Source organism: Streptomyces sp. NPDC002896, from assembly GCF_040295225.1.
Taxonomy (GTDB): Bacteria; Actinomycetota; Actinomycetes; order Streptomycetales; family Streptomycetaceae; genus Streptomyces.
On the sequence record NZ_JBEOVA010000001.1, the window covers coordinates 315,381 to 340,317 of the forward strand.

Below are 24,937 nucleotides of genomic sequence, written 5' to 3' on the forward strand. Positions count from 1 at the left end.
TCACCCCGAGTAGACGTTGAGCAGCAGGTCGGCGGTGTCGGGCAGCGGGCTTGCCTCGGCGTACGCGATGGCCTCGGCGATCTCGTCGCGGGTGCGCTGCCAGGTGGCGTCCAGTTCCGCGCGGGTGGCGGTGCCGTCGGCGACGGCGCGGGCCTCCAGCAGGTCGATCGCGTCGCGGGCCTTCCACTCGTCGACCTCTTCCTGCGAGCGGTAGGGGTGGCGCAGTCCCTTGACGCCCTGGTGGTCGTAGTAGCGGTAGGTCTTGGCCTCGATCATCATGGGGCCCTCGCCGCGCCGGGCGCGCTCGACGGCCTCGACGGCTGCGCGGTGCACGGCGACCGCGTCCATACCGTCGACGATCACGCTCGGCATGCCGTAGGCGGCGGCCCGGTCGGCGACGTCGGTGAGCAGCATGTGCCGGGACTGCGGGGTGAACTCGGCGTAGCCGTTGTTCTCGCAGACGAACAGGACCGGCAGCCGCAGTACGGCGGCCATGTTGGCGGCCTCGTGGAAGGTGCCGATGTTGGTGGCGCCGTCGCCGAAGAAGCTCACGGCCACGCTGTCCTCACCCTTGTACCGGGCGGCGAAGGCGGCGCCGACGGCGATGGGGATGCCCGCGCCGACGATGCCGTTGGCGCCGAGCATGCCGACGCCGACGTCGTTGATGTGCATGCTTCCGCCGCGTCCGAGGCAGGCGCCGGTGACGCGGCCGTACAGCTCGGCGTACATCTCCCTGAAGCCGACGCCCTTGGCGACAGCGTGCCCGTGTCCCCGATGGGTGGAGGTGATCTGGTCATCGTCGCGGAGTGCCGCCATCACCCCCGCGGCCACGGCTTCCTGGCCGACGTAGAGGTGCAGGAAGCCCGGAAGCTTTCCGGCCTCCATGAGCTTTCCCGCCTCGGTCTCGAACAGCCGGATGCGCACCATGCGCTCGTGCAGATCCCTGACGAGCTGCGCGGACACCTGGTCCGCGGCCGCATCGGCCGGCTTCTTCGATGCCGCCTCGGCCGACTTCCTCGATGCCCTTTGACTCGATGCCCTTTGAGCCATCGTCCGCCCCTTCGCCCCGAGCGAGGTCTTCCAAGCAACCGGACTTTGTTGTGCCGGTCTACAGTAACTGGCAGAGCGCACCTTACTGAACAGGTTCTCTAATTACTACGCCCCGGACCGAGCCGCCCCCGGATCGGTGCCGCGCCGGTCGACCAGCTCCACCGCATTGCCCTCGGGGTCCGCCCAGAAGCTGATCCGCCGGCCCCGCGCCTGCACGACGACCGGGTCCGACAGCGGCCGCGCCCCGGCGGCCGAGAGGGCGGCCACGACCGGATCCACGTCGTCCAGAGGGAAGGTCAGATACGACAGGCCGCGGCGCGCCGTCAGCGGTTCGGCCGACCCGGCGCGGGTCGCGTCGAACTGAGGCCGTATCAACTTGATCCGGCCGCCCGAGGGGACCTGCAGCCAGACGACCCGTAGCTCCCCGCCGAGCCCGGCCGGCGCGGCGATCGACTTCGGGATGTGCGAGCGGTGCACCGCACGGCACCCGAGCGCCTCGGAGTAGAAGCGCTCCATCAGCTCCAGGTCGTGCACGACGACCCCCGCCTCGAAGGGCTCGGCCATCTCGGTCCGCACCTCGGGTGCCGGATCGTCCACGTCGTCGTTCACCGCATCACCTCACTGTCGAGCGTCCTGCCACATCGCACTTCAGTGACTGGAGCCAGTCAATAGAAAGATCCAGTAAAGGCTGGGCCTCGAATCTCGCAGAAAGCTGTGTGACCTGCGGGATGCCGGGCGCCCAACTTCGGTACTTTCTATTGACAGACCACACTAAGCCCTGTTGTTGTGTCCGTCACAGCCCAGCTGTCGCACGTCGAGCCCTTCACCGGCTCGCGGCTGGGAGGATTGTGAGGACATCGTGGTCCAGACCAGTTCAGCGGGGATCCAGGAGGCAGGCTCCGAGCGGCAGCCGCCCAACGCCCCCGAATACTCCTCGTGGATCAGCCAGGACCGGTCCACCGACGCCGCGGCCGTGGCGATGCGGCAGGAGGCGGCCGAACTCGTCGAGCGCGTGATGGCGCACTACCGCGGCAACACGACGCACGAGGCCGAGGACCAGTGGACGGAACCCGTCGCCAACTACCTGGACGCCGACCGCTGGCAGCGGGAGATGGACGCCGTCCACCGGAGCGTCCCCCTGCCGCTCGCCATGTCCTGCGAGCTTCCCGGGCCCAACACGTACAAGGCACTCGACGTGCTCGGCGTTCCGGTGCTGATCACTCGGGACCGGCAGGGCGCCGTCCACGCGATGATCAACGCCTGCCGGCACCGCGGGGCCAAGCTCATCGAACCGGGCTGCGGCGTCTCGAGGCGGCTCACCTGCCCGTACCACTCCTGGTCGTACGACCTGACCGGGGAGCTGCGTGGCGTGTACGCCGAGAAGACCTTCGGCGACGTGCCGCGCGAGGGCCGGGGCCTGGTGCGGCTCCCGGCCGGTGAGCGTGCCGGGATCGTCTTCGTCTCGCTGGACCCGGCCGCCGAGCAGGACCTCGACGACTGGCTCGGCGATCTGCAGCCGCTACTCGAGGGACTCCGCCTGGCGGAGTGCCACCACTACTCGACCAGTGAGCTGACCAGCCCCAACTGGAAGGTCACACTCGACGGGTACCTGGAGACGTACCACTTCGCCTCGCTGCACCCGAAGACGGTGTTCGAGACGAACCTCTCCAACATGATGGCCCACGACACCTGGGGCCCCCACCAGCGCATCGCGCCGGCCCTGCGCCCCATCGCGCAGGCGGTCGAGCTGCCGCCCGACCAGCGCGACCCCGGCGACTGCGTCGGACCCATCTACTGGCTCTTCCCCGGCCTGGCGATCGCCGGAGGCTGGCGCCAGAAGATCGCCGTATCCCTGGTGCTTCCCCGGACGGCCACCGAGTCGGTGACCCAGCAGATCATCCTGCTGCGGGTACCGGCGGTCACCGACGAGGAGCGCAAGGCCGCCGACCAGTTCGGCGAGTGGTTCCACGAGGTGGTCCGCGACGAGGACTACGCGACCACCTACGGAGTCCAGCAGGGCCTCGAAGCCCTCAGCGGCACCGACTTCGTCTTCGGGCGCAACGAGGCCGGACTCCAGCACTTCCACCGCACCATCCACGAACACCTGGACCGAGCCGCCAGGTGAGAAACCCACAACACGCGCAGGAGAACACCATGGTGGCTACGGGCAGCCTCGACGGACGTGTCGCGGTGATCACGGGCAGCACGCGCAGCATCGGACGCGCCATCGCCGAGGCATTCCTCGCCGACGGCGCCACGGTCGTCGTGACCGGCCGTTCGGAGGTCAAGGGCAAGCAGGCCCTGGAAGAGATGGGCGCCGGGGACCGGGCCGTCTTCCACCCCTGCGACGCCAACAGCCAGGAGGACATCGAAGCACTGGCGGACTTCGCCGCCGAGCGCTTCGGCCGGCTCGACATCTGGGTCAACAACGTCGGCGGCACCTCGGGCTTCGCCCCCGTCCACCAGCTCAGCGACGAGGCCTGGCACGACGCCCTCAAGCTGAACCTCAACGCCTACTTCTACGGCACCCGCCGAGCGCTGCCCAAGATGCTCGAGCGCGGCTGGGGCCGCGTCATCAACATCTCATCGGTCGAGGGCAAGCAGGCCAACAAGCCCGCGATCAGCCACTACATCACCAACAAGCACGCCATCCACGGTCTGACCAAGGCGACCGCCTTCGAGTACGGCACCCAGGGCATCACCTGCAACGCCATCTGCCCCGGCGCCGTCGACACCGACCTGATGCGCGCCGCAGGTCCTGCCGCGGCCGAGGCCGAGGGCATCTCGTACGAGGAGTGGCTGGGCCGCTTCGCCGAGCACGCCGCCACCAAGCAGATCACCACAGTGGAACAGATCGCGGCCGTCGCCTCGCTGCTCGCGAGCGACGCGGGCGCGGGCATCACCGGGGCGCTGATCAGCGTCGACGGCGGAACGGCGCAGTGGTAGAAACCGGGACGGACGGCGGGAGACCTCGGCCATGAAGAGCTGGATCACGGACTGGCAGCGCAGCGAGCGGCTGCCGCACTACACCCGCGCCAACGCGGGCGAGACCCTGCCCGACCCGGCCAGCCCGCTGGGCTGGACCCTGGTGTGGGGGCGCGGCCTGCAGGGGTGGCGCCGCGGCTTCGTCGGCTTCGGCATCTACCGCGACGAGGAAGTGGCCGGTCCCCGGCCGCCGTTCGTGGGGATGTTCGGCGGTTACTTCTACCTCAACCTGTCGCACATGCGGCTGTTCGGCATCCGTATGGGGCAGACGGCAGACCAGATCGACGCGGCCTTCGTCGGCCAGCGCTCCGACACCCCGCCGTACGTGCCGCACCCGGAGGACCAGGACGAGGAGCTGACCGCCAAGTCCGGCGCGACGCTGCAGCGGATGCTCGGCCAGACCAACTTCCCGGAGGCCGACGCCGACCGGGAGCGGCTGCGCCGGATCCGCCGCGAGCGGCCCGATCTGACGCGGCTTACCGACGCCGAGCTGCTCGAGCGCGTCCGCTCCCTCCTCGACGACGTGGAGGTGACCTTCCAGCGGCACGTGGAGTCGTCGCTGCCCGCGTCCGTCGGACCGGCCATCCTCGGCCCGCTGTGCGCGAGCGTGGACCGCCCCGGCGCGATGCTCGACCTCATCGGCGGCCTCGGCGACGTCGATTCGGCATCGCCGTCGACCGGGCTGTGGACGCTGTCCCGGCAGGTGGCGGGCTCGGCCGAGCTGACGGCGCTGTTCGGCCAGGGACCGGCCGCCGTCGAGCGGGCCCTGGACGGGGCCACCGGGGACGTCAAGGCGTTCCGCGACTCCTTCGAGGAGTTCCTCGCGGAGTACGGCGACCGCGGCCCCAACGAGTGGGACATCCACGCCCTGTCCTGGGAGGCGGCCCCCGTACAGGCGCTGGCCCTGGTCGACCGTGTCCGGCACAGCCCGGACGACGACTCCCCGGCCGCCCGACACGAGCGGCTGACCGAACAGCGCCGTAAGACGGCCGAGGAGATCAGGGCCGCACTTCCCGAAGAAGCGCAGCCCATGTTCGACGCGGGCATGCACGCCTCCACCGTGTGGATCGCGGCCCGCGAGCGGACCAAGGCGAACTGTGTGACCGTCGTCAACGAGATCCGGATGACGGTACGCGAACTGGGCCGCCGCGGCGTCGAGGCGGGACGTTTCGCCCGGCCCGAGGACGTGATGATGCTGCTGGAGACCGAGCTCGACGACTACATCGCCGACCCGGACCGCTTCGGCCCCGTCATCGCCCGGCGGCTCGGGGAGTACGCCGGACTCGCCGAGCTGGAACCGCCGTTCTTCATCGCCGAGGACGCCCGGACCGAGATCGACACCTGGCCGCGGCGCAGTGAGGAGCACACCGAGGCGGCCGGCGAGGGCGACGTCCTCACCGGTGTCGGCGGCAGCCACGGCACGTACACCGGCACGGTCCGCGTCGTCACCGACCCGGCCCAGTGCGAGGAACTGGAACCGGGCGAGGTGCTGGTGGCGCCGATCACCGACGCCGCCTGGACCCCCCTGTTCCTGGTCGCCGGGGCGGCCGTCGTGGACGTGGGCGCCCTCAACAGCCACGCCGTCGTCGTCTGCCGCGAGCTGGGCATCCCGGCCGTGATCTCCGTCGAGGGCGGTACGCAGCGGCTGCGGAACGGCATGGTCATCACGGTGGACGGCGACAAGGGCACGGTCACAGTGGACAGCGTCCCGGCGGCAATCGGTCTCTGACCGTCGTGCCCCTCCGCCGGGCGACGCCCTCGGGCCGCTGACCCGAACAGCGGCCCGGGGGTTCTGCCGCGTCAGCGGCGGCAGGGCGTCCGCCAGGATCCCGTGCCAGGCCCCGGACCAGCGCCCGGGGCCAGGCCTCGGACCAGGGACCAGACCAGGCCCCGGACATAACGAAAGGACTGCCGTGTCGGAAGAAGTCATCGTCGCCGGCTGGATGGACTACGCGCCCGAGGAGCGCGACGAGATGCTGAAGCACCTCGTCGACGTCGGAAGGCGCACCCGCGAGGCGGAGCCCGGCTGCCTGGACTACGCCATGACCGCGGACCCCGCCGACGAACGACGCATCCGGGTCTACGAGCGGTGGGCTTCCCAGCAGGCCCTCGACGAGCACTTCACCACCGCGCACATCAAGGACTTCCGGGCTGCCACGGCCGGGCTGTCCCGCGTGGGCGTCTCCCTGAGCACCTTCACCGTCGCGGTGTCGCGGCCGATGCGCTGAGCCCTGTCATACCGACATACGCCATACCGACATGCCGAAAGGCGGTTGTGGCCCGGAAGCCGGGCCGCAACCGCCTCAGTCGTTCTCCGCCCAGGTCAAGACGGGTCCGGTGCCAGCCTGACCAGCATCTTGCCGACGTTCCCGCCGTCCAGCAGCGACAGCAGTGCCCCCGCCGCGTTGTCCAGGCCGTCCACGACCGTCTCGCAGGCGGTGATCCGGCCTGAGCGCAGCCAGTCGGCGACCCGGTTCTCGAACTCCGGCCGCAGGTCGTCGTGGTCGCGCACGATGAAGCCCTGCAGGGTCAGCCGTTTGAGGACGGCCTGGATGAGCTGGTTGATGTCGGCGGACCGGCGGCCGGCGTCCGTGCCGAACTGCGACATCATGCCGCACAGGGCTACACGGCCGTTCGTGCGCAACGCGTGCAGGGCGGCGACCAGTTGCTCCCCGCCGACGTTGTCGAAGTACACGTCGATGCCATCGGGCGCCAGCCTGGCCAGCGCCTCGCGCACCGGCTCGGCACGGTAGTCCGCGGCGGCGTCGTACCCGAACTCCTTCACCAGCAGGGCGCACTTGTCCGGCCCGCCCGCGGTCCCGATGACCCGCCCCGCGCCCAGCATCCGCGCGAACTGCCCGGCGGCGCTGCCCACCGCCCCGGCCGCCGACGAGACGAAGACGGTGTCTCCCGGGCGCACCCGGGCGATCCGCGTCAGCCCGACGTAGGCGGTGAACCCGGTCTGCCCGAGCAGGCCGAGCCAAGTCGGCAGCGGCGCCAGGCCCGGGTCGATGCGCCCGGTGCCGTCGGTGTCCGCGGGATCGAGGACGGCCCACTCCCGCCAGCCGAGCTGGTGGCGTACGAAGGTGCCGTGCGGCACGGACGGACAGCGGCTCTCCTCCACGACGCCCAGCGCCCGGCCGTCCAGCGGCGATCCGGGCGTGAAGTTGTGCGTGTAGTGCTTCTCGGTGGTCTCCAGCCGCCCGCGCATCGAGGGATCGACGCTCATATAGAGGTTGCGGACGAGGAGTTGGCCCTCGCCGAGCGCCGGCAGCGGACGCTCCTCGACGGCGAAGTCCCCGGGGACCGGTTCTCCGTCGGGCCGTCGGACCAGGCAGACCACCCGCGTGGTGCCGGGAGTCATCGCCTCACTCCTCTGAGGGCTGCTGGGCGGACCGCCGCTGCGCGAGGCGGCCCACCCAGCCGGCCATCTGCAGGTCGGCATGGCGCAGTTCGCCCGACTGCCACCGGGCCTGGAAGTCGAAGATCCCCCGCGCACCGGTCTTCGGGTCGGTCACCTCGACCAGCCCGTCGTCGGTGAGCCGGTACACATGCCCGGTCAAGGGATGGACTACCTGCTTGGGCATGGTGCTCACTCCTGCGGTCGGCGGCGCACGCCGCGTTTGGTCACGGTAACCGGGCCGGCGACCCGGAGCCGGCAGGCGAGCCGGGTCACGCCGTCCACCGGCTTGCGCAGGGCCTCGATGCCCTCGCGCTCCAGCGGGCCCACGGGGGAACAGTTCTCGGCGCCCTCGTCGACCTCCACGAAGCAGGTACGGCAGGTGCCCTTGCCGCCGCAGACGGTGGGCCAGCGGTAGCCGAGCCGCTGGGCGGCGCTGAACAGGTCTTCGCCGTCGAGCACGTCGATGTGGACGCCGGAGGGCCTGACCGCCACACGGTGGGTCACGGTCACCGGTTCCTCGGCCACGGTCACCGGTTCACCGGACACGGTCACCGGTTCACCGGACACGGTCACCGGTTCATCCACTGGTCGAGCGTCTGGTTGAAGTGGCGGATGCGGCTCTCCTGGTAGTTGGCCAGGGTGATGCCCGGCTTGCGCATGGCCTTCAGACCCTGCTGGACGTAAGGCAGGTTCTCGCAGTCCTGGTCGAAGACGGGCCCGAGCACCCCGAGTTCGGGGATGTCCGCGAAGAGCATGTCGTCCGGCACCCAGCGGAGCTTGGCCGGGGGCGGCATCTCGCCGGGCTTCTTCGGAGCCGACATGAAGATGATCTCGGCGGTGCAGGAGTCCGGGTCGAGGCCGTTGGGCCGGAACCGGTAGATGATGTTGGACTTGGCGCCGCCCCAGGGGTTGAAGTTGGGGAACAGCAGGTAGTTGATGGCGTCCAGCAGTTCGGTGTCGGCGGCCTGGGAGAAGTCCTGGTGCGAGGTGGCCGCCAGTTGCGCGCGCATCCGCTCGGCGAGGACCTGGCGGGCGGTGCCGCCCGGCGGGATCGCGGGCAGTTCGTCCCCCTCCTGCATCACCAGGTCGCGGCCCTGGGCGGCCGAGTAGAACGCACGCGAGTCGTAGAACGTCTCCAGTACATCCTCCTCCGTGACGGAGTCCGCCACGTGCGGGCTGGGGGCGCCCTGGATGTTGATCATCCGGTTCCAGTTGGGCTGGTCCGCCATGACGTCGTACTGCGAGTTGGCATCGGCGAGCCACGGCAGCATCTGCGGGTGTGTGGCGATCACATGGAAGGACTCGATGAACGCGTCCTGTGCGATCTTCCAGTTGCAGGGCAGCACCTTGCCGATGTGCAGCGACTTGTAGCGGTCCTCCAGCGGCCAGATGTAGTACTCGTCGAAGGTGCCCCGGTAGCTGTCGAAGGACTCCGCGTACGGGTCCATGTTGACGAAGACGAAGCCGCGCCAGGTGGCCACCTTGGCCTCGGGCAGCGAGAACTTCTCCGGCGTGACATGGGGGAAGTCCCAGGCGCACGGCGGGGTCTGGAAGCTGCCGTCGAGGTTCCACGCGAAGCCGTGGAACGGGCAGCGGAACTCGGCGACGTTGCCGCCGCTGGTGCGCAGTTTCCGCCCGCGGTGCAGGCATACGTTGACGAAGGCGCGGATCTCGTCGGGCGCCGTGCGGACGATGATCAGCGAGTCGTCACCGATCTCGTAGATCTCGTGGTCGCCGACCTCCGGGATCTCGCTCTCGAGGCAGGCGAACTGCCAGACGCGGCGCCACACCTTCTCCATCTCGCGCTCGGCCCATTCGCGGGAGGTGAAGCGCGCGGAGTCGATGTCGTCGCTGCCCAGGTAGTCGTTCCTCTCGTACCTCAAGGCGGCGGGAACGGGGTGACTGTCCTGGTCGAGGTAGTCCTGGACGCTGGGCCCGGGGCACCGTGCCGTGCCCGCCTCCGACGTTTCGTCCATCATCTCTCCTCCAGCAGAAACTTTAGAGTGAGTGTAGTTATCTCTCGCAGTCAGGGGCAACACTCGCGACGGCGGCCGGAGTGGTACGACCCGAGATCGTTCGGTCTCCTCCCCGCTGGACCTTGAAGTTGTTGCGACCACACCCTCCCCAAGCCCGCCGGAGCGTGTCACACTCCGACGCCATCAAGGCTGTAGTGGCTCATAAGTTTCTCGCTCGCGGGGGACATCCCCCTCTCCGGCTTGGAGGTCTGGGAATGAAGGCGGTTCAGTACCGGAAGGTGGGAAGTGCTCCCGTGGTCGTCGAGGTGCCCGTGCCCGAACCCGGACCGGGACAGGTACTGCTGAAGGTGACGGCGGCAGGGCTGTGCCACTCCGATCTGGCGGTCATGGGCTGGCCGGAGGAGCTCGCCACCTGGTGCCGCGGCGGCCGCGCGGTGGTGCTGCCGCACGGGTGAGCCGGATGGGTTTCGCCCCCCGCCGCCCCCTGGACCCCCGCTTCTCAACGCCGGAGAGGCTGGAATCACCAGCCCGTCCGGCGTTTGAGGACGAGGCCGTTCAGGCCGAAGGGGGTCTGGGGGCGCAGCCCCGGGGATGGGACGGGTAGGGGCGGCGGGGGCGAAAACAAGGGACGCCGAGCAGAGGCGGCATCCGCGCCCCGCTCAGCCGGCCACCGGATCCGCGGCCTGACTCACCGCACCCACCACCCGCTCCATGCACCGCCCCAGCACCGTAAGGAACTCCGGCGTCCCCCAGGGCCCCCGATCCACACGCCCGGTATCCGCCATGCCCAGGTCCTGCACGTCGTAGCGGCCCCGGCAGTGGCCGAGGGTGAGGTAGCAGACCTCGCCGAGGCCGTACCGCTTCAAATACAGCACAGGACGGGGCGCCTCGTCGAAGGCCGCCGTGTCGCCCTCGGCGAAACCACGGCACGGCCCCGTGTATTCGGCGTGCAGCAGCACCTCCAGCTCCCCGTGCAACTCGCAGACGTACAGCTCGTCGGTGACCGTGAACGGCTCGATTCCGGCGACCAGCGGATGCTCGGGCTGGGTCACCCGTACCTCGTACGGCTGGATCGGCGGATGGGCCAAGAACTGGCTGCCGAGCACTTCGGCCAGTTCCCCGAGCAGCCGCGGGGTGGTGAACACCCGCGGCCCGTCGAGAGCCGGAGCCTCGATCACCGAGTTCGTGCCGTGCAGCGCGAGCCAGCGCCCGCCCCGCTCGACGAACCGCGCCAGCACGGCCTGTTGCGCCGGGCCGGGCCGGACATCGCAGGTGTAGGTGACCAGGAGGTCGGCCTCCTCCAGCGCGGCGACGCAGTCGTAGTCCTGGTAGACGCTCGTGCGCACCCGCGGATACTCACCGAGCAGCTCCAGCAGCCGAAGCCGCGCGTAGTCGAAGTCGTGCCACCTGCCGCCGCAGACCAGGACCGCGTCCAGGCGGCCGGCCGGGCCCGCCATGGCTCAGTACTGGACGCGGGTCAGCAGCCCGCCGTCCACCACGAGGTTGACGCCGACGCAGAAGGAGCCGGTCCGGCCGAGCAGGAACGCCACCGCCGCGGCCACGTCCTCCGCGGTGCCGTAACGCCCGATCGGCAGCTTGGCGAGCACCTCCTCGTACACCTCGGGTCGGCTGGTGCGGATGGTCTCCCAGGCGCCGCCCGGGAAATCGATCGGGCCGGGCGAGACGGTGTTGACGCGGATGCCCTTCGGGGCGAGCGCGTGCGCGAGCGCGGAGGCGTGCTGGACGACGGCGGCCTTCATGGCGGAGTACGAGTTGGCTCCGGCTGGACGGGCGGTGTCGGAGGCGTTGGTGGTGCCGATGGCCACGACGGCGGCCCGGTCGGAGGCCTCCAGATACGGCATGGCCGCTTCGACCAGTCCCGCGAACGGGATCAGATCACCGCGCAGGCTGGCCTCCCACGACTCGGGGCCCTTGACGTTGCCGGCCGAGACGTTGGACACCAGCAGGTCCAGGCCGCCGAGTTCGCCGGCCGCCCGCTCCACGAAGCCAGCGAGTGCGGCCGGGTCCGTGACGTCGACCGGCTCGGCGAACACCGTCGCCCCCTCGGCGCGCAGTTCGGCGGCGGCCTTGGCGAGCGCCTCCTCGCCGCGGGCGCACAGCGCCAGCGCACAGCCCTCGGCGGCCAGCGTCCCTGCTATGGCCCGGCCGATGCCCCGGCTCGCACCCGTCACCAGTGCGCCGGCGCCTGTCAGTCCCAGATCCATCGATGTCACTCCTCGGGGAAGCACGTGGAAAGCGGTCGTAGAAAGTGGTCGGTCGTCGGTGCCGGACAGTCGTCATCCATCCGGACAGTGGTCCTCTATCCGGGCAGTTCGGAGAAGGGCACGCGGTCCACGCGCGGCTCTCCGGGCAGCTTCAGCACGCGCTCGCCGATCAGGTTCCGCTGGATCTGGTCGGTGCCGCCGGCCAGCCGGTAGCCGGGTGCGCCGAGCAGGTGTTCCGTCCAGGCGAAGGTGCCCGGCTCCCCGGTGTCGGCGCAGATCCGGGCGCCCAGGAGCTCGGTGGCGACCTGCCCGGTCCGGGTGAGCAGGTCGGAGGCCATGAGCTTGGTCAGCGAGGCCTCAGGACCCGGCCGGCCGCCTGCCGCGCTCGCCCGGGCGACGCGCTCCACGGTGGCCGCCCGCAGCGCGGTACGTACATACAGGTCGGCAAGGCGCTGGCGTACCAGCGGGTCCCCGGTGCGGCCCAACGACCGCGCGAGGGCGAGGACATCGGTGAAGGTGCCGCCCTTGCGCCGGTTGCCGGACCCGGACGCCGTGCGCTCGAAGGCCAGGGTCGCGTTCGCCACCTCCCAGCCCTGACCGGGACTCCCGATGCGCAGCGCGTCGGGGACGCGTACGCCGCTGAGGAAGACCTCGTTGAACGAGGCGCCGCCGCTCATCTGCCGGATGGGGCGTATCTCCACGCCGGGGGCGTCCATCGGGACCAGGAAGGCGGTGATGCCGGCCTGCTTGACGACGTCCGGGTCGGTACGGGCGAGCAGCAGGCCGTAGTTGGCGAACTGGGCGCCCGAGGTCCACACCTTCTGGCCGTCGATCACCCAGTCCTCGCCGCCCTCGCCCTCGCCGTCCTGGCGGGCGCGGGTGCGGAGCGCGGCCAGGTCGGAGCCGGCGCCGGGTTCGCTGAAGAGCTGGCAGGCCAGGAGGTCCGTACGGAGGAACGCGCGGGCGTACGTCTCGCGCTGCTCGGGCGTCCCGAACAGGGACACCGCCATCGCGACCAGCCGTACCGTGACGCTGATCAGCTCGGTGGACGGCGGTACGTCGAACGCGGACTCCTCCTCGGCGAAGACCGCGGCGTGCGCGGCGGTCAGACCCTGGCCGCCGTTCTCCCGGGGGAGCGTGAGGGCCTGGAAACCGGCGTTGTGGCGGGCGCGGTGGTAGGCGCGGCAGCGGTCGAGCAGCCGCCGCTCCTCGTCGTCCGGGAGGTTGTGGAAGACGGCGAGATCGGCAGGGAGACGGTCGGGGGAGTCACCGGTGGCCTCGGCCTCGCGCCGCGGTCGGAGCGCAGTAGCCAGCCACTGCCGGACCCGGGTCCGCCACTCGTCCATATCCGGCGCATCCGGTCGGGACATGGTGACCTCCTCGGCACACTCACACGGCTCACTTACGAGACGGCTCTTGTAGTAACGGCAACGGCTCGGACCGGCATGCGACGCTCCCAAACCCTTGGAACACGTGGCGTGCCTTTGACCCGCATCAGAGTGTTCCGCACTTTCTTGATAAACGCTACAGTCTTGGCGTCGACTCTCCCGGAGGAGCCATGTCCCTGCAGTCACTCGACCGCCGCGCCCGCGATCTGCCGTACGGGACCGCCCTGGCCGACGACACGGAGACCGTGTCCTGGTCCCGGCTGGCCGACCAGGTGGGGCGTCTGACCCGGCGGCTGCTGGAGGTCGCCCCCGGACCCGACGACCGGGTCGCCGTCCTCGGCGACAACGCCGTGGCCACGATGACGGCCCATCTGGCCGGGCTCCGGGCCGGAGTCGGAACCGTGGCCGTCTCCCGGCAGCTGACCGCCCGCGAGCTGGTCGACCTGCTCGGCGACGCGGGCGCGAGGGCGGTGATCACCGGCCCGGCGGGCGAGGCGGCCGCCCGGCAGGCGGGCGCGGAGCTCGGCCTTCCGGTCGTCGTGCACGGAACGCCGGCCACGAACGACGCCATCGACTGGACCCGGTGGCTGGCGGAAGCCGATCCCGCGCCCGTGCCCGCGGGCCGGCCCGCCCGCCCCCCGCTCGTCTACACATCGGGTACCACCGGCCGGGCCCGCGGCACCGAAGTGCGCTGGGTGACCGGCCCGGTGGCCGACAGCGTCGCGTACCTGGAGGAGGTGGCCGCCCGCTCCGGCTTCCCGCCCGGACCGCATCTGGTGTGCGGCCCGCTCCAGCACAACGGACCTCTGACCGCGCTGCGCCACCTCGCGGCCGGCCAGCCGGTGGTGATCCTCGGCAGGTTCGACGCGGAGGAGTTCCCGCGCCGGGTCGAGCAGTGGCGGGTCACCTCGTCGGTCATGGTGCCGACCCACTTCACGAGGCTGCTCGCCCTGCAGGAGGAGATACGCACCCGCTACGACGTCTCCAGCCTGCTGCAGGTCTCGCACACCGGTTCAGCGTGCCCCCCGGAGGTGAAGCGGGCCATGATCGACTGGTTTGGTCCGGTGCTGACAGAGTCGTACGGGGCCAGCGAGGCGGGCACGGTCGCACGCATCAGCAGCGAGGAGTGGCTGGCGCACCCCGGCTCGGTGGGACGCGTCCAGCCGCCCTTCGACGTCGTGGTGACCGGCGACGACGGCCGGCCGCTGCCCGCCGGTGAGCTCGGGCTGCTGGCGTTCCGGGCTCCGGAGGGCCGGGGCGTGCGCTACCACGCGGACCCGGAGAAGACGAAGGCCGCCTACCTCGCCCCGGGCATCTTCACCCTCGGCGACATCGGCTACGTCGACCCGGACGGCTACATCTTCATCACCGACCGGGCCGCGGACGTCGTGGTCTCCGGCGGGGTGAACCTGTACCCGGCCGAGAGCGAGGCGGTGCTCCGCGAACACCCCGCGGTCGCCGAGGTGGCCGTCATCGGCGTGCCCGACCCGGACTTCGGCGAGTCGCTGCGCGCGCTGGTCGTGCCGGACGGCGGCGAACCGGCCGCCGAGGAGCTGGACCGGTTCTGCCGTGAGCGGCTGGCCGCGTACAAGTGCCCCAAGTCGTACGAGTTCGTCCCGGAGCTCGCCCGCAACGCCATGGGCAAGCTCGACAAACGGGCGATGCGCCGCCCGTACTGGAGCTCCGAGCGGACGATCGCCGGTTGAGCCGCCTCCTGTTCAACCCCTGCTGAAGGACCACCTGTGAAGGACCATTCATGACGGAACTCCTGCTCATCCGGCACGGCCTGCCTGTCGCGGGCGTGTACGACCCGGGGCTGTCACCAGAGGGCATTGCCCAGGCCGAGCGCCTCGCCCCCTGGCTGGCGTACGAGGGCGTCGACGCCCTCTACACCAGCCCGTTCCGGCGCGCCCGCGAGACGGTGGCGCCGCTGGAGCGGCTGACGGGCATGACCGCCGCCGTACTGGACGACCTTCGCGAGTGGGACTCCGACGTCGCGCACCCCTACATGCCGCCCGAGCAGATCCGTGCGGACGATCCCAGGTCCTCGGCGCTCGCCGAGGGGCGGTACGAGGACTTCGTACCGGATCTGGACTGGGACGCCTTCCGGGCGCGGGCGGTCCGGTCCGTGCACACCATGCTGGACGCCCACCCCGGCGGCCGGATCGCGGCCGTGTGCCACGGCGGCATCACCAACACCTACCTGGCGACCGTGCTCGAGATGCCCAGGATGTTCTGGTTCCACCCTGGCTACACCTCGATCAGCCGGGTGCGCCGTATGCCCGGGGGACGGATCGTGCTGCACTCGGTGAACGAGACGGCCCATCTGGTCGCGGAGCGCGCCGTCGACCCCGTCGGCTGATGCCCCGGCGGCCCGCCCGACGGATCGCCCCTACACCCTCTGGACTCCGCCCAGGATCCTTGCGAGACGAGACAAGTTGACGCCCATGACCAGCCAGCAGCAGCTCCAGGCCGCCCCCGCCCCCGAAGCACCCCAGTCGTCCCCGGCGGGCCACGACGAGGCGACGACCCTCCTGGTGGACACCCGTATCGAGGCCGCCGACGGCGTCGTCTCCCTCGTCCTGCGCCGCCCGGACGGCGGCCCGCTCCCCGTCTGGGAGCCGGGCGCCCATGTCGATCTGCTGCTGGAGGTCGGCCTGATCCGCCAGTACTCGCTGTGCGGGAGCCCCGCCGACCGCGCCGCCTGGCAGATCGCCGTGCTGCGCGAACCGGAGAGCCGGGGCGGTTCCGCCTACGTCCACGACCGGCTCGCGGAAGGCTCGGCCGTGCGGGTGCGCGGCCCGCGCAATAACTTCCCCCTCCGCCCGGCCGAGCACCATCTCTTCATCGCGGGCGGAGTCGGCATCACCCCGATCCTGCCGATGGTCGAGGCCGCCGAGGCCGCGGGGGCCGACTGGCGGCTGCTGTACGGCGGCCGCACCCGCGGCTCCATGGCGTTCCTCGACCGCCTCGCACCCCACGGAGACCGGGTGCAGATCCGGCCGCAGGACGAGTACGGCCTGCTGGACCTCGCCGCCTTCGTCGGCCCGCCCCGCCCGGGCACGCTGGTGCACGCCTGCGGTCCGGAGCCGCTGCTGCGCGCCGCGCAGGAGCAGTGCGCCGACTGGCCCTCCGGGGCGCTGGGCATCGAACGGTTCGCCCCGGTCCAGCCCGCCGAGACCGCTCCGGCCGCCGCCTTCGAGGTGGTGCTCACCCGATCAGGACTCACCCTCACCGTGCCGCCGGACCGCTCCGTACTCGAGGTGATGGAAGAGGCCGGTGTCCCCGTGCTGTCCTCCTGCCGGGAGGGCACCTGCGGCACCTGCGAGACGGATGTGGTGGAGGGAACCCCCGACCACCGGGACTCCCTGCTCGACGAGGACGAACGAGCCGCGGGCGACACGATGCTGATCTGCGTCTCCCGCTCGTGCGGCCCGCGCCTGGTGCTCGATCTCTGAGGGCTGGGCGCCTGGGGCGTCCGGGAGGCGTAACGCGGCGACTGCTCGTGCTGAACGCCCCGGGGCACAAGGCTCGCGAACCAGTGCGCAGTCCCTCTTATGGGTATCTCCCGTGACTTTTCAGTCACGGCTGAAACGCGACAATCGCCCGGTCAAACATGCGGGCTCGGCAGGACAGGCCTCGATGGCCGGTTTCCGGTGTTCCACGGTGACCTGCCCGCTGGGCAATTGCCTAGTGGGCAGGCCAACGGCGTGTGGTGTCAGCTCTGCTCCCACTCGTGCAGCTTTACTCCGCTGCGTATCAACATGTGAGCAAGTTGCCTACTGCATCGCACAGTTAGGACCAAAATGCAACACGTAGTTTTTCAGCCAAAGTCGATAAACGATCTTGGCTGTGATGGGTCGGCTTGTGGACGATATTCCCGTCGGCAGCCAGGGGACGGGGAACCACTGCCCGACGGTTGACCCCCCCGTCCCACCGGACGCGGGGGAGGCACGGAGAAGGGTTGTCGTGGAACGCTACTTCACCACCCCGAGACACGAGGATCTACGACAGCGTGTGCGTGACTTCGCCGAACGCGAAGTTCGCCGCCGAATCGCGGAGATGGAGGCCCAGCGCGGTGTCTCCCACGAACTGTCCCGGCTGATAGCGCGTCAAGGATGGATCGGCGCGACCATAGACAAGGCCTACGGCGGAATGGGCGCCGGGCACCTGGCCAAGACCATCATCATCGAAGAGCTGTCGCGCGTCAGCGGAGCGATGGGCGCGATGGTCCAGGCATCGCAACTGGGCACAGCCAAGATCATCCACTTCGGGAATCCCGTCCAACGACAGACCTGGCTGCCACGCATCGCCGCCGGCGAATGCCTGCCGACGATCGCCGTCACCGAGCCGGAATCGGGCGGCCACGTGCTGGGCATGGGCAGCACCGCGGTCCGCGACGGCGACGACTACATCCTCAACGGCCGCAAGGTCTTCGTCGGCAACTCCCACGTCGGTGACCTGCACGGCGTGGTCGTCCGTACGGGCCCCGGGTCGAAGGGACTGTCGGCCTTCCTGGTCGAGTCCCACCGCCCCGGCTTCTCACTCGCAGAGCACCAGCCCGCCATGGGCCTGCACGGCTTCTCGTTCGGCGAGCTGAGATTCGACAACTGCCGGGTACCGGCGGCCAACCTGCTCGGCAGCGAAGGCCAGGGCCTCGAGGTGGCCTACAGCTCGTCGATCCTCTACGGACGCCCCAATCTCACCGCGGTCAGCCTGGGCATCCACCAGGCCATCCTCGAAGAGACGACCGCCTTCTGCATCAAGCGCGAGCGGTACGGCAAGTCGCTCGGCGAGCTCGGCACCATCAAGCTCAAGCTGGGCAGGATGCAGTCGCGGCTGATGACGGCCCGACTGGCGGCCTACCACGCCGTGCACTCGCTGGACCGCGGGCTTCCCTGCGACGCGGAGCTCATGAACGCCAAACTCCTCAACCACGAGTACGCCGTCGACTCGGCCCGCGACGCCATGGAGATCCATGCTGCGGCGGGCCTGTTCGCCAACCGGCCCGTCGAGCGCTACCTACGCGACGCGCAGCACATATACGCCCCCGCCGGAACCTCCGACGTCCAGCTCCTGCGGCTGGGCGAACTGGCCCTCGGCACGGGCAAGGGGCAGTGGTCCGAGCGCCTCGCCGACCTCGTTCGGACCGCTCCGGCGGAGCACCGCCATGAGGAGCAACTGGCCACAGCCGGCCACGCTGTGTGAAACACAAGGGAGCCACGGACACAGCGCCGTGCCCGCGGCTCCCACATCGGGATCAGGTGCCCTCCGCGCGGGAGGGCACGCGCGCGCTTCCCTCAGCGGCCATCCTCGATGTCGTGAATGCGGCGGACCAGTTGCTCCGCCATCGCCTTGATCGTCTCCACGCCCTCCTGGCCCCACTCCCGGGTCTCCGTGTCCACCACGCAGATCGTTCCCAGCGTGATACCGGTCCGCGTGTCGATCAGGGGCGTACCCAGGTACGCACGGACACCCAGTTTGTCGATGACCGGGTTGCCCGCGAACCGGGGATAGGCGCAGACGTCACCCAGCGGCATCGCCTTGCGGCGCGTGACGACGTGCGGGCACCAGCCGTGGTCCTTGGGCATCTCCCGGCCGACGGGCTGGTCCTGCTGTGGCAGTTCAACCCCCACCTGGTCGGGCTCCTGTGTGTAGAGCCCGGCGAAGTACTGGCGGTCCTCGTCGATGAAGTTGACCATGGCATAGGGGGCGCCCGTTATATGGGCCAGGCTCTTGGCGAACTCGTCGAACTCGGGGACAGGGGCGTCACCGATCCCGATCTCCCGCAGCCGGGCCACGCGGGCGGACGACTGGGGGTCCGGGGGAGTCGCGAGCCGGTGGCTCGGGTCATACGGGGCGTACGGTTCAGGGGTGGTCGACATGGGAGCTCCGTTCGGCTGCGGTATTCGGCTGAGTGACTGGGGTCAGCGCAGGTAGGGCTCCGCCGCCGGCGTCGCGGGAACGGAGCTGCTGAGCACGTGCTGTACGAGTTCGAGCAGCACGCGGGTGCCCGAGCTGGAGATCCGGGCGTCGCACATCACGATCGGCACATGCCCCCTGAGATCGAGGGCGGCGCGCACCTCGTCGGGGTCGTAGCGGTAGGCGTTGTCCCACTCGTTGACCGCCACGACGAACGGTATGGAGCGGCGCTCGAAGTAGTCGACGGCGGCGAAGCACTGGTCCAGCCTGCGGGTGTCGGCCAGCACCACGGCGCCGAGGGCCCCGTTCGACAGCTCGTCCCACATGAACCAGAACCGCTCCTGGCCGGGCGTGCCGAACAAGTAGAGGACAGCGTTCTCCAGACTGATCCGGCCGAAGTCCATCGCCACGGTGGTGGTCGACTTGTCCTCGATGCCGTCCAGGTTGTCGGTCGCCGCGCTGACGGCGGTCAGCAACTCCTCGGTGCTCAGCGGGGTGATCTCGCTGACCGCTCCGACGAAGGTGGTCTTGCCCACCCCGAAGCCACCCGCGATCAGGATCTTCAGGGCTGTGGGGAAGGGGTCAGAGCCGCTTGCGAAGCCCACGCAGCACCGCCTCCAGGGTCTCTCGGTCGGTTGGGATTGCCGCCTCGATGGCATGGGGCGCCCGTGTGATGAGCGCTTTCTGCTCAGCGAGGTCGCTGATCAGGACTTTCGTGATGACGGCCGGCTGCCCGATGTGGGCGGCCAGCTCGGCCACCGAGACCGGGTCGGCACGGCACAGGTCGAGGATCTGGTCATGGTCGGGCCCGAGATAGATCTTGGGCCTGCTGCCCGTGGCCATCACGAGGGTGAGAAGGTCAAAGTGCGTCGAGGGCCGGGTGCGCCCGCCGCTGACGGTGTAGGGCCGGACCAAACGGCCGGCATCTTCGTCCAGCCACATCCCGTCCTGCGCGTCCGCGTCCTCAGAACCCCGCATCGAGAGGAACGTTCGTCGCTCGACGGGCGGGCGTGGCAAGGTGCGGGCGGGCCTTCTTGACCAGCATCCCCATCTCGTATCCCAAGACGTCGGGAAGGGTCTCCGGCCCGGCGAGTACCGCCAGTACGGCGCCCGAGCCTGCCGATGACACGAACAGCAACGCGGTGTCGACCTCCACGACGACCTGGCGCACCTGGCCGCCGCCGCCGAACCGGCCTGCGACACCCTTGCCGAGCGACGACAGCCCGGACGCGATGGCCGCCAAGCTGTCGGCATCGTCATCGGTGAGTCCGACGGCAGCCTTCTTCAGCCCGTCAGAGGACAGCAACAGCGCATGTCGAGTGCCTGGCACCGTGGCAAGCAAGTTCTGCAGGAGCCAGTCGAGTTCCTGGCCGTTGGAACGGATATCGCTCATTGGTGACGTTCTTCTCCTGTTAGTGACGGAGCCTGCGGCTAGCGAGAGCCGTCCGACGGACTCTCGCCCGCGTCCTCGGCACGATTGAAGCCCCCCGTGAAAGCGGTCCAGTTGCGCATGCTGGGCTCCACGTCCTGCTCCTCCCCGGTCATGGGAGTGCCGGGGTCGTCCCGGAGTTGCGCCACCAGGTGCTGCTGCGCGTGGCGCTTCGGCAGCTCCGGTCGCCCTTCCTGGGCTTCGACGTGGTGCGCCGAACCGTAGTCGCGCGGCGGGGCCGGCTCGGCGGTCCGGGGGTGCTGCTGCGGTACGTGCGGCGACATGGTCACCCGACGGACCTCCGGCAGCGGCTGCGCCACCGCCGGGGGAGGTGCCAGAGGCTGCGCCCCCGCCGCCGGGGGAGGGGCCAGAGGCTGCGCCGCAGGCGCCGCCTGGACGGCGGAACGCTGGACGGGAACCGCCGCGGTGGGGTGGGGCATTTCGGCTGCCGCCTGACGCGGGGCCTCGGGGTACTCGTCACCGAGCAGCCGGTGCGGGATGACGACAACGGCCTGGACACCGCCGTAGATGTTCCGCCGCAGCTGTACCGCGATGCCGTGCCGGCGGGCCAGTTCGGCGACCACGAACAGGCCGATGCGGCCGTCTGCGAGAAGCTTGCTGATGTCGACGTCGTGAGGGTTGGCGAGCAGCGCGTTGAACCGCATCTGGTCCTCGTTCTGCATGCCGAGGCCACGGTCCTCGACCTCCACGGCCAGCCCGGCTGCGACCCTCTGGGAGCTCAGGAGCACGTTCGTGTGCGGCTTGGAGAACACCGTGGCGTTCTCGACCAGTTCGGCCAGTAGGTGGATGACGTCGGCGACGGCGTGGCCGTGGAGGGTTCCCTCGATCTCCGGCACGAGCTTGACCCGGGAGTACTGCTCGACCTCGGCGATCGAGGACCTGAGTACCTCCATGAGGCTCACCGGCTTGCTCCACTGGCGGCGGGAGACGGCGCCGCCGAGCACGGCGAGATTCTCCGCATAGCGCCGGTTGCGGGTCAGCAGGTGATCGACCTGGAAGAGGCGCTTGAGCAACTCCGGGTCCTCGACCTCGTGTTCCAGCTCGTCGATCTCTCCGATCGCGCGATGGACGAGGGACTGGAGCCGTCGGGCGAGGTTGGCGAAGACCTCGGCCTTCTCCTTGCCCTCGCCCTCCGGCTTGGGCGGCGCGGCGGGCAGGGCCACCTCTATGAGGGTCGCCGCGGCGTTCCACCGCAGGAGAGCGATTTCGTGCGCGAGACGGTCCTGTGCGCTCGATTCAGGCGGGGTGTGACGGGCGAACGGGGGCTGTGCCGGCTGCTCACCGCGCTCCACGCGGCGCACCATGTCCTTGAGCTCCGCCTGGCCGCCGGCAACCAGCTGGTGCAGCGCCGCGTACCGGCGCGACGTCGCGCGGGTCTCGGCATTGGCGGCGACCACGGCACCGGCCAGGCAGCTGCAGCCGAGAACGGCGGCAGCGGCCAGAACGCCCCAGGTGGCGGCGTCGGCGGTGCCCTCCTGCAAACGCAGGACGATCACGACGACGGCAGCGGAGACCACCGTGAGGGCGGCTACGGGGAGTACGGCAAGGCGAAGCAGACGGGAGGAAGTGGCGGAGTCCAGCGCCGGGTCCTGGGCCGGAGATCTGCTGTGTCTCTTCCGTGGCCGTGTCCGGGCCGCGGCCGCCGGTGGACCGGCGGTCGGGCGCGCTGCATAGGTCGGTTCAGGCATCGGAGTCCTCTCGATCAGCCAGTTTCGGACACACACACCGACGCACCGCAGGCTGCCCGTCAACACGCGTACGTGATCGGGCAGTTAAATGCGTCGATACCCTACGCCACTCGCATTCAGGTGGCGTAATCGCACCGACGTACCAGGTGCTTTCGCAAATGAGCCCAAACAGCTGCAGAAAGGAACGCCCGCCGTGGTCTGTCACGGCAAACCCGACGACGACCTGCGAGAGGACGTCCCCGGCCAGCCTCAGAGGGGTTCCCGCAGCGGTGCTCGGTCGGCGCCGGAATGGATCCGTTCGATGAGGGTGGCGTAGGCGGCGATCATCCTGGTCCGGCTGAACCTCTCCCGGCTGATGGCCAGGGCCGGGGCGAAGTCGGTGCGGTGGGCTGCCGCTTCGTCCCAGGCCAGGGCGATGGCGTCGGGATCGGGCGGGGTCAGGTATCCGTGTCCGGCCACGAGCGCGGCGCAGTCGCCGACGTCGGTGGCCACCGGGACGGCGCCGCACATCATGCCCTCGATGAGGCTCAGCGGAGCCGCCTCGCCGGATGACGAGGTCAGGGTCACCACGTCGGCTGCGGCGTACAGGGTCTCCATGTCGCGCCGCACCCCGAGCAGGGACATCCGCTCCGCCAGCCGCTGCTCGTCGCCGAGGGCGGCTGCGATGTCGGTACGCAGACCGGGGTTGGCGGCGGTCATGCCCGCGCCGCACATCAGGACGTGGCCGCTGGGCTCGCGCCGCAGCCAGGCCCGGGCCGCACGCAGGAACAGCGGGACGTTCTTCATGGCGGCGTAGCGTGCCGCGAAGACGACGACGGGGGCGTCGGCCGGGATCTTGAGCGCTGCCCGCAGCCGGGCCCGGCGGTCCGGGTCGGGGCGGAACCGCAGCAGGTCCACGCCGTTGGGTATGACGTGCAGTAGCCCGGCCGGGACGCCCGCTGCCTCGTACGCCGCCCGGGTCGACTCCGCGCAGCAGATCGCGGCGGCGACCCTGCCGTCGGCGACCGCCCGCCTGAGGTCGTCCAGGGCCGGCCCCTGGTTCTCCGGGTCGGAGCGGTGCAGGCACACCACGACGGGTCTGCGCGGCAGGCCCGCCTGGTTGAGCAGGCCGAGGGGCTGCTCCTTCAGCGACAGGATGACGTCGGCGCCCGCCGCGGCCCGGGCCGTCGTGGCCAGCTCGGGCCCGGTGAACGCCCTCGCGGCGGCGCCGAGGCCCCGGCCCAGCGTACTGACCTGCACTCCGGCCGCTGTCAGCGACCGGTAGCAGGTGTCGTCCTCCATGCGCTGCGTGGTCGCCTCGCGGTGCATCTCGCCATTGATACTCAGCACCGCGTGCCGCTGCCCGCTCTCGTGGAGCCCCATCACGACATCGCTGTGAACGATCCGGGCTCCTCCGGAGAAGAAGCCTTCGTAGACCGACAGCACACGGAGTTCGTCCATCGCGTGCACCTCTTGCTTGTCCCGCATCACCGGGAGCTGTTTTACGCCCGTGATCTGCGGGTTGCCCGCTATGAGGAGCCATGAAGCTTGCGCGCTTGTGAACTCGGAGTTTCAACTTCGGGCACGCCCGGTTACGGGACTCTGGGGGCGCCGGAAGCTGTACAAACCAAAGGCCGCCCGCCCCCCGAAGGGGCGAACGGCCTGGTCAGTCGTATGACTGGTCATGGTGCGCCGCCAGGGACTCGAACCCCGGACCCGCTGATTAAGAGTCAGCTGCTCTAACCAACTGAGCTAGCGGCGCCTGCTGACGAAGAAAATACTACCTGGTCCCAAGGGGTGCTCGTGACCCCCTGCGGCCCCGAGAAGATCCCGCCCCTCCGCAGCCGCGTAATCCCCGGGTCACAGAGAGTCTGGACGCCCGCGGCCCTGTAATGACAAGGCCTCCAAGAGTTCCTGGACGCCCGCGGCCCGTAATTACAGGGCCTACGCCGAGAGCCCCGGGCGCACAGCAGGCCCGGGGCTCTCGGAAGCCCTGACTCCTAGATCGCCAACGACAGCACCACCGGCGCCGCCTCCCGGTTGAGTGCGTCCGCCGCCTGGCGCAGGCGGTAGGCGTGCTCGATCGGGAGGGAGAGGGCGAGGCAGCCGACGGCGGAGCCGGCCGTGACGGGGACGGCTGCGCAGACCGTGCCCACCGCGTACTCCTGCAGGTCGAGCACCGGCACCGTGGGCGGCTGGGCGTCGAGCCTGTTGAGCAGGACCCGCTCGTTGGTGATCGTCCGCGAGGTGAGGCGGGCCATCTTGTGACGGGAGAGGTGATCGCGGCGGCCGTTCAGGTCGAGCTGGCCGAGCAGACTCTTGCCGATCGCGCTGGCGTGCGCGGCGGAGCGGAAGTCCACCCACTCGTTGACCTTGGGCGTGCGCGGGCCGTCGGCGTACTGCGTGATGCGGATCTCGCCGTCGACGTACCGGCTGAAGTAGACCGCCGCGCCGACGGAGTCGCGCAGCTTGTCCAGCGTGTTCTGGAGCTTGTCACGCAGGGCGTGGTCACGGCCCTGTGCGGAGCTGAGCCTGGTCAGGGCATCGCCCGCGATGTACGCGCCGTCGGCCAGCCGCTTGATGTAGCCCTCGCGGCGCAGTATTCGCACCATCGGGGCCAGCCGCTCGGCGGGCAGCCCCGTGTCCCGCGCGAGCTCGGCGAGTGTCACGCCGGTGCTGCGCCGGGAGATGATCTCCAGTAGACGCAAGGTTTGCTGCACCGAGTGGTGCGGCACGGTCGGTTCGTGCTTCAGCGCCACGGCTTCCCCCTGCTATGGGCCTGTTCCGGACAGCTGGGTCCGTACCACGATAGCCGCCAACCGGCCCTTGCGGACCGGTTGTTGCCGAGATAGGTGGCGCGTTCCATGCCTC

The 24,937-nt window shown here is 70.2% G+C and carries 24 protein-coding genes, 1 tRNA gene and 1 pseudogene; 9 read left to right on the top strand and 17 right to left on the bottom strand.

Annotated elements, in window-relative coordinates:
- Together ABT009_RS01235 and ABT009_RS01240 are read right to left on the bottom strand one after the other, a co-directional pair.
- Nucleotides 1-1,050 (bottom strand): thiamine pyrophosphate-dependent dehydrogenase E1 component subunit alpha, encoded by a 1,050-nt coding sequence (locus ABT009_RS01235; RefSeq protein ID WP_351288123.1) that lies wholly within the window; start codon nucleotides 1,048-1,050, stop codon nucleotides 1-3.
- 105 nt (nucleotides 1,051-1,155) lie between these two features.
- Nucleotides 1,156-1,659 carry a VOC family protein gene (locus ABT009_RS01240; RefSeq protein WP_351288126.1) on the bottom strand — a complete coding sequence of 168 codons (504 nt, stop codon included), beginning with the start codon at nucleotides 1,657-1,659 and terminating at the stop codon, nucleotides 1,156-1,158.
- A gap of 250 nt (nucleotides 1,660-1,909) precedes the next feature.
- Here ABT009_RS01240 and ABT009_RS01245 point away from each other — a divergent pair, with 250 nt between their 5' ends.
- From ABT009_RS01245 to ABT009_RS01260, 4 genes are all read left to right on the top strand, one after another.
- A complete protein-coding gene (locus tag ABT009_RS01245) occupies nucleotides 1,910-3,175 on the top strand; it encodes an aromatic ring-hydroxylating oxygenase subunit alpha (protein ID WP_351288129.1) in 1,266 nt (421 codons plus the stop codon).
- Nucleotides 3,176-3,204: 29 nt separating this feature from the next.
- Nucleotides 3,205-3,996, top strand: a complete 792-nt coding sequence (locus tag ABT009_RS01250; protein WP_351288132.1) for an SDR family NAD(P)-dependent oxidoreductase — start codon at nucleotides 3,205-3,207, stop codon at nucleotides 3,994-3,996.
- Between the two features lie 31 nt (nucleotides 3,997-4,027).
- Entirely contained in the window at nucleotides 4,028-5,764 is a 1,737-nt protein-coding gene (locus ABT009_RS01255) for a PEP-utilizing enzyme (protein ID WP_351288135.1), read from the top strand.
- 184 nt (nucleotides 5,765-5,948) lie between these two features.
- Nucleotides 5,949-6,263 (top strand): putative quinol monooxygenase, encoded by a 315-nt coding sequence (locus tag ABT009_RS01260; protein WP_351288138.1) that lies wholly within the window; start codon nucleotides 5,949-5,951, stop codon nucleotides 6,261-6,263.
- Nucleotides 6,264-6,358: 95 nt separating this feature from the next.
- Here the strand turns inward: ABT009_RS01260 and ABT009_RS01265 are convergent, their stop codons facing one another.
- The 4 genes from ABT009_RS01265 to ABT009_RS01280 are packed head-to-tail and all read right to left on the bottom strand — an operon-like array spanning nucleotide 6,359 to nucleotide 9,417.
- Nucleotides 6,359-7,399 (bottom strand): NADP-dependent oxidoreductase, encoded by a 1,041-nt coding sequence (locus ABT009_RS01265; protein WP_351288141.1) that lies wholly within the window; start codon nucleotides 7,397-7,399, stop codon nucleotides 6,359-6,361.
- A gap of 4 nt (nucleotides 7,400-7,403) precedes the next feature.
- Entirely contained in the window at nucleotides 7,404-7,622 is a 219-nt protein-coding gene (locus ABT009_RS01270) for a transposase (RefSeq protein ID WP_351288144.1), read from the bottom strand.
- Between the two features lie 5 nt (nucleotides 7,623-7,627).
- The gene (locus ABT009_RS01275; protein ID WP_351288147.1) at nucleotides 7,628-8,023 is read right to left on the bottom strand and encodes a 2Fe-2S iron-sulfur cluster-binding protein; all 396 of its coding nucleotides are present in this window, start codon (nucleotides 8,021-8,023) and stop codon (nucleotides 7,628-7,630) included.
- The gene (locus ABT009_RS01280) at nucleotides 8,008-9,417 is read right to left on the bottom strand and encodes an aromatic ring-hydroxylating oxygenase subunit alpha (RefSeq protein ID WP_351288150.1); all 1,410 of its coding nucleotides are present in this window, start codon (nucleotides 9,415-9,417) and stop codon (nucleotides 8,008-8,010) included. The genes ABT009_RS01275 and ABT009_RS01280 overlap by 16 nt, the downstream gene beginning before the upstream one ends.
- A 251-nt stretch (nucleotides 9,418-9,668) precedes the next feature.
- Here ABT009_RS01280 and ABT009_RS01285 point away from each other — a divergent pair.
- Nucleotides 9,669-9,818, top strand: a pseudogene (locus ABT009_RS01285) (NAD(P)-dependent alcohol dehydrogenase); the annotation flags it as partial.
- Nucleotides 9,819-10,073: 255 nt separating this feature from the next.
- Here ABT009_RS01285 and ABT009_RS01295 read toward each other — a convergent pair.
- The 3 genes from ABT009_RS01295 to ABT009_RS01305 all read right to left on the bottom strand — a co-directional run bounded on the left by ABT009_RS01295 (nucleotide 10,074) and on the right by ABT009_RS01305 (nucleotide 13,009).
- On the bottom strand, nucleotides 10,074-10,871 hold the full coding sequence (locus tag ABT009_RS01295; RefSeq protein ID WP_502989786.1) for a ThuA domain-containing protein: 798 nt from the start codon (nucleotides 10,869-10,871) through the stop codon (nucleotides 10,074-10,076).
- A 3-nt stretch (nucleotides 10,872-10,874) separates the two neighbouring features.
- On the bottom strand, nucleotides 10,875-11,639 hold the full coding sequence (locus tag ABT009_RS01300) for an SDR family NAD(P)-dependent oxidoreductase (RefSeq protein ID WP_351288153.1): 765 nt from the start codon (nucleotides 11,637-11,639) through the stop codon (nucleotides 10,875-10,877).
- A gap of 95 nt (nucleotides 11,640-11,734) precedes the next feature.
- Complete coding sequence (locus ABT009_RS01305) at nucleotides 11,735-13,009, bottom strand: acyl-CoA dehydrogenase family protein (RefSeq protein WP_351288155.1); 1,275 nt, start codon at nucleotides 13,007-13,009, stop codon at nucleotides 11,735-11,737.
- 188 nt (nucleotides 13,010-13,197) lie between these two features.
- On the opposite strand from ABT009_RS01305, the gene ABT009_RS01310 reads away from it, so the two are divergent.
- From ABT009_RS01310 to ABT009_RS01325, 4 genes are all read left to right on the top strand, one after another.
- Nucleotides 13,198-14,733 carry an AMP-binding protein gene (locus tag ABT009_RS01310; RefSeq protein WP_351288158.1) on the top strand — a complete coding sequence of 512 codons (1,536 nt, stop codon included), beginning with the start codon at nucleotides 13,198-13,200 and terminating at the stop codon, nucleotides 14,731-14,733.
- Nucleotides 14,734-14,783: 50 nt separating this feature from the next.
- Entirely contained in the window at nucleotides 14,784-15,389 is a 606-nt protein-coding gene (locus tag ABT009_RS01315; protein ID WP_351288160.1) for a histidine phosphatase family protein, read from the top strand.
- An 85-nt stretch (nucleotides 15,390-15,474) separates the two neighbouring features.
- Nucleotides 15,475-16,485: a PDR/VanB family oxidoreductase gene (locus tag ABT009_RS01320; protein WP_351288162.1), complete on the top strand. Its 1,011-nt coding sequence runs from the start codon at nucleotides 15,475-15,477 to the stop codon at nucleotides 16,483-16,485.
- Between the two features lie 511 nt (nucleotides 16,486-16,996).
- The gene (locus ABT009_RS01325; RefSeq protein ID WP_351288165.1) at nucleotides 16,997-18,235 is read left to right on the top strand and encodes an acyl-CoA dehydrogenase family protein; all 1,239 of its coding nucleotides are present in this window, start codon (nucleotides 16,997-16,999) and stop codon (nucleotides 18,233-18,235) included.
- Nucleotides 18,236-18,327: 92 nt separating this feature from the next.
- On the opposite strand, the gene ABT009_RS01330 is transcribed toward ABT009_RS01325, so the two are convergent.
- The 8 genes from ABT009_RS01330 to ABT009_RS01365 form a co-directional block, all read right to left on the bottom strand.
- The gene (locus ABT009_RS01330) at nucleotides 18,328-18,912 is read right to left on the bottom strand and encodes a GAF domain-containing protein (protein ID WP_351288167.1); all 585 of its coding nucleotides are present in this window, start codon (nucleotides 18,910-18,912) and stop codon (nucleotides 18,328-18,330) included.
- A 42-nt stretch (nucleotides 18,913-18,954) separates the two neighbouring features.
- The gene (locus ABT009_RS01335) at nucleotides 18,955-19,554 is read right to left on the bottom strand and encodes a GTP-binding protein (protein ID WP_351288170.1); all 600 of its coding nucleotides are present in this window, start codon (nucleotides 19,552-19,554) and stop codon (nucleotides 18,955-18,957) included.
- Nucleotides 19,532-19,927: a DUF742 domain-containing protein gene (locus ABT009_RS01340; protein ID WP_351288173.1), complete on the bottom strand. Its 396-nt coding sequence runs from the start codon at nucleotides 19,925-19,927 to the stop codon at nucleotides 19,532-19,534. Before ABT009_RS01340 ends, ABT009_RS01335 begins: the two co-directional genes overlap by 23 nt.
- Complete coding sequence (locus ABT009_RS01345; protein ID WP_351288176.1) at nucleotides 19,914-20,342, bottom strand: roadblock/LC7 domain-containing protein; 429 nt, start codon at nucleotides 20,340-20,342, stop codon at nucleotides 19,914-19,916. The genes ABT009_RS01340 and ABT009_RS01345 overlap by 14 nt, the downstream gene beginning before the upstream one ends.
- Before the next feature lie 38 nt (nucleotides 20,343-20,380).
- Entirely contained in the window at nucleotides 20,381-21,916 is a 1,536-nt protein-coding gene (locus ABT009_RS01350) for a sensor histidine kinase (protein ID WP_351288179.1), read from the bottom strand.
- 420 nt (nucleotides 21,917-22,336) lie between these two features.
- Entirely contained in the window at nucleotides 22,337-23,512 is a 1,176-nt protein-coding gene (locus tag ABT009_RS01355) for a glycosyltransferase (RefSeq protein WP_351288589.1), read from the bottom strand.
- Between the two features lie 239 nt (nucleotides 23,513-23,751).
- A tRNA-Lys gene (locus ABT009_RS01360) sits at nucleotides 23,752-23,828 on the bottom strand.
- Between the two features lie 238 nt (nucleotides 23,829-24,066).
- A complete protein-coding gene (locus ABT009_RS01365; protein WP_351288182.1) occupies nucleotides 24,067-24,825 on the bottom strand; it encodes an IclR family transcriptional regulator in 759 nt (252 codons plus the stop codon).
- Between the last annotated feature and the right edge of the window lie 112 nt (nucleotides 24,826-24,937).

What these genes read in the sequence shown, in the direction of transcription:
- ABT009_RS01235 (WP_351288123.1), bottom strand. Translation starts at nt 1,050, where the DNA reads ATGGCTCAAAGGGCATCGAGTCAAAGGGCATCGAGGAAGTCGGCCGAG.
- ABT009_RS01250 (WP_351288132.1), top strand. Translation starts at nt 3,205, where the DNA reads ATGGTGGCTACGGGCAGCCTCGACGGACGTGTCGCGGTGATCACGGGC.
- ABT009_RS01255 (WP_351288135.1), top strand. Translation starts at nt 4,028, where the DNA reads ATGAAGAGCTGGATCACGGACTGGCAGCGCAGCGAGCGGCTGCCGCAC.
- ABT009_RS01265 (WP_351288141.1), bottom strand. Translation starts at nt 7,399, where the DNA reads ATGACTCCCGGCACCACGCGGGTGGTCTGCCTGGTCCGACGGCCCGAC.
- ABT009_RS01270 (WP_351288144.1), bottom strand. Translation starts at nt 7,622, where the DNA reads ATGCCCAAGCAGGTAGTCCATCCCTTGACCGGGCATGTGTACCGGCTC.
- ABT009_RS01280 (WP_351288150.1), bottom strand. Translation starts at nt 9,417, where the DNA reads ATGATGGACGAAACGTCGGAGGCGGGCACGGCACGGTGCCCCGGGCCC.
- ABT009_RS01295 (WP_502989786.1), bottom strand. Translation starts at nt 10,871, where the DNA reads ATGGCGGGCCCGGCCGGCCGCCTGGACGCGGTCCTGGTCTGCGGCGGC.
- ABT009_RS01300 (WP_351288153.1), bottom strand. Translation starts at nt 11,639, where the DNA reads ATGGATCTGGGACTGACAGGCGCCGGCGCACTGGTGACGGGTGCGAGC.
- ABT009_RS01305 (WP_351288155.1), bottom strand. Translation starts at nt 13,009, where the DNA reads ATGTCCCGACCGGATGCGCCGGATATGGACGAGTGGCGGACCCGGGTC.
- ABT009_RS01310 (WP_351288158.1), top strand. Translation starts at nt 13,198, where the DNA reads ATGTCCCTGCAGTCACTCGACCGCCGCGCCCGCGATCTGCCGTACGGG.
- ABT009_RS01315 (WP_351288160.1), top strand. Translation starts at nt 14,784, where the DNA reads ATGACGGAACTCCTGCTCATCCGGCACGGCCTGCCTGTCGCGGGCGTG.
- ABT009_RS01320 (WP_351288162.1), top strand. Translation starts at nt 15,475, where the DNA reads ATGACCAGCCAGCAGCAGCTCCAGGCCGCCCCCGCCCCCGAAGCACCC.
- ABT009_RS01330 (WP_351288167.1), bottom strand. Translation starts at nt 18,912, where the DNA reads ATGTCGACCACCCCTGAACCGTACGCCCCGTATGACCCGAGCCACCGG.
- ABT009_RS01340 (WP_351288173.1), bottom strand. Translation starts at nt 19,927, where the DNA reads ATGCGGGGTTCTGAGGACGCGGACGCGCAGGACGGGATGTGGCTGGAC.
- ABT009_RS01345 (WP_351288176.1), bottom strand. Translation starts at nt 20,342, where the DNA reads ATGAGCGATATCCGTTCCAACGGCCAGGAACTCGACTGGCTCCTGCAG.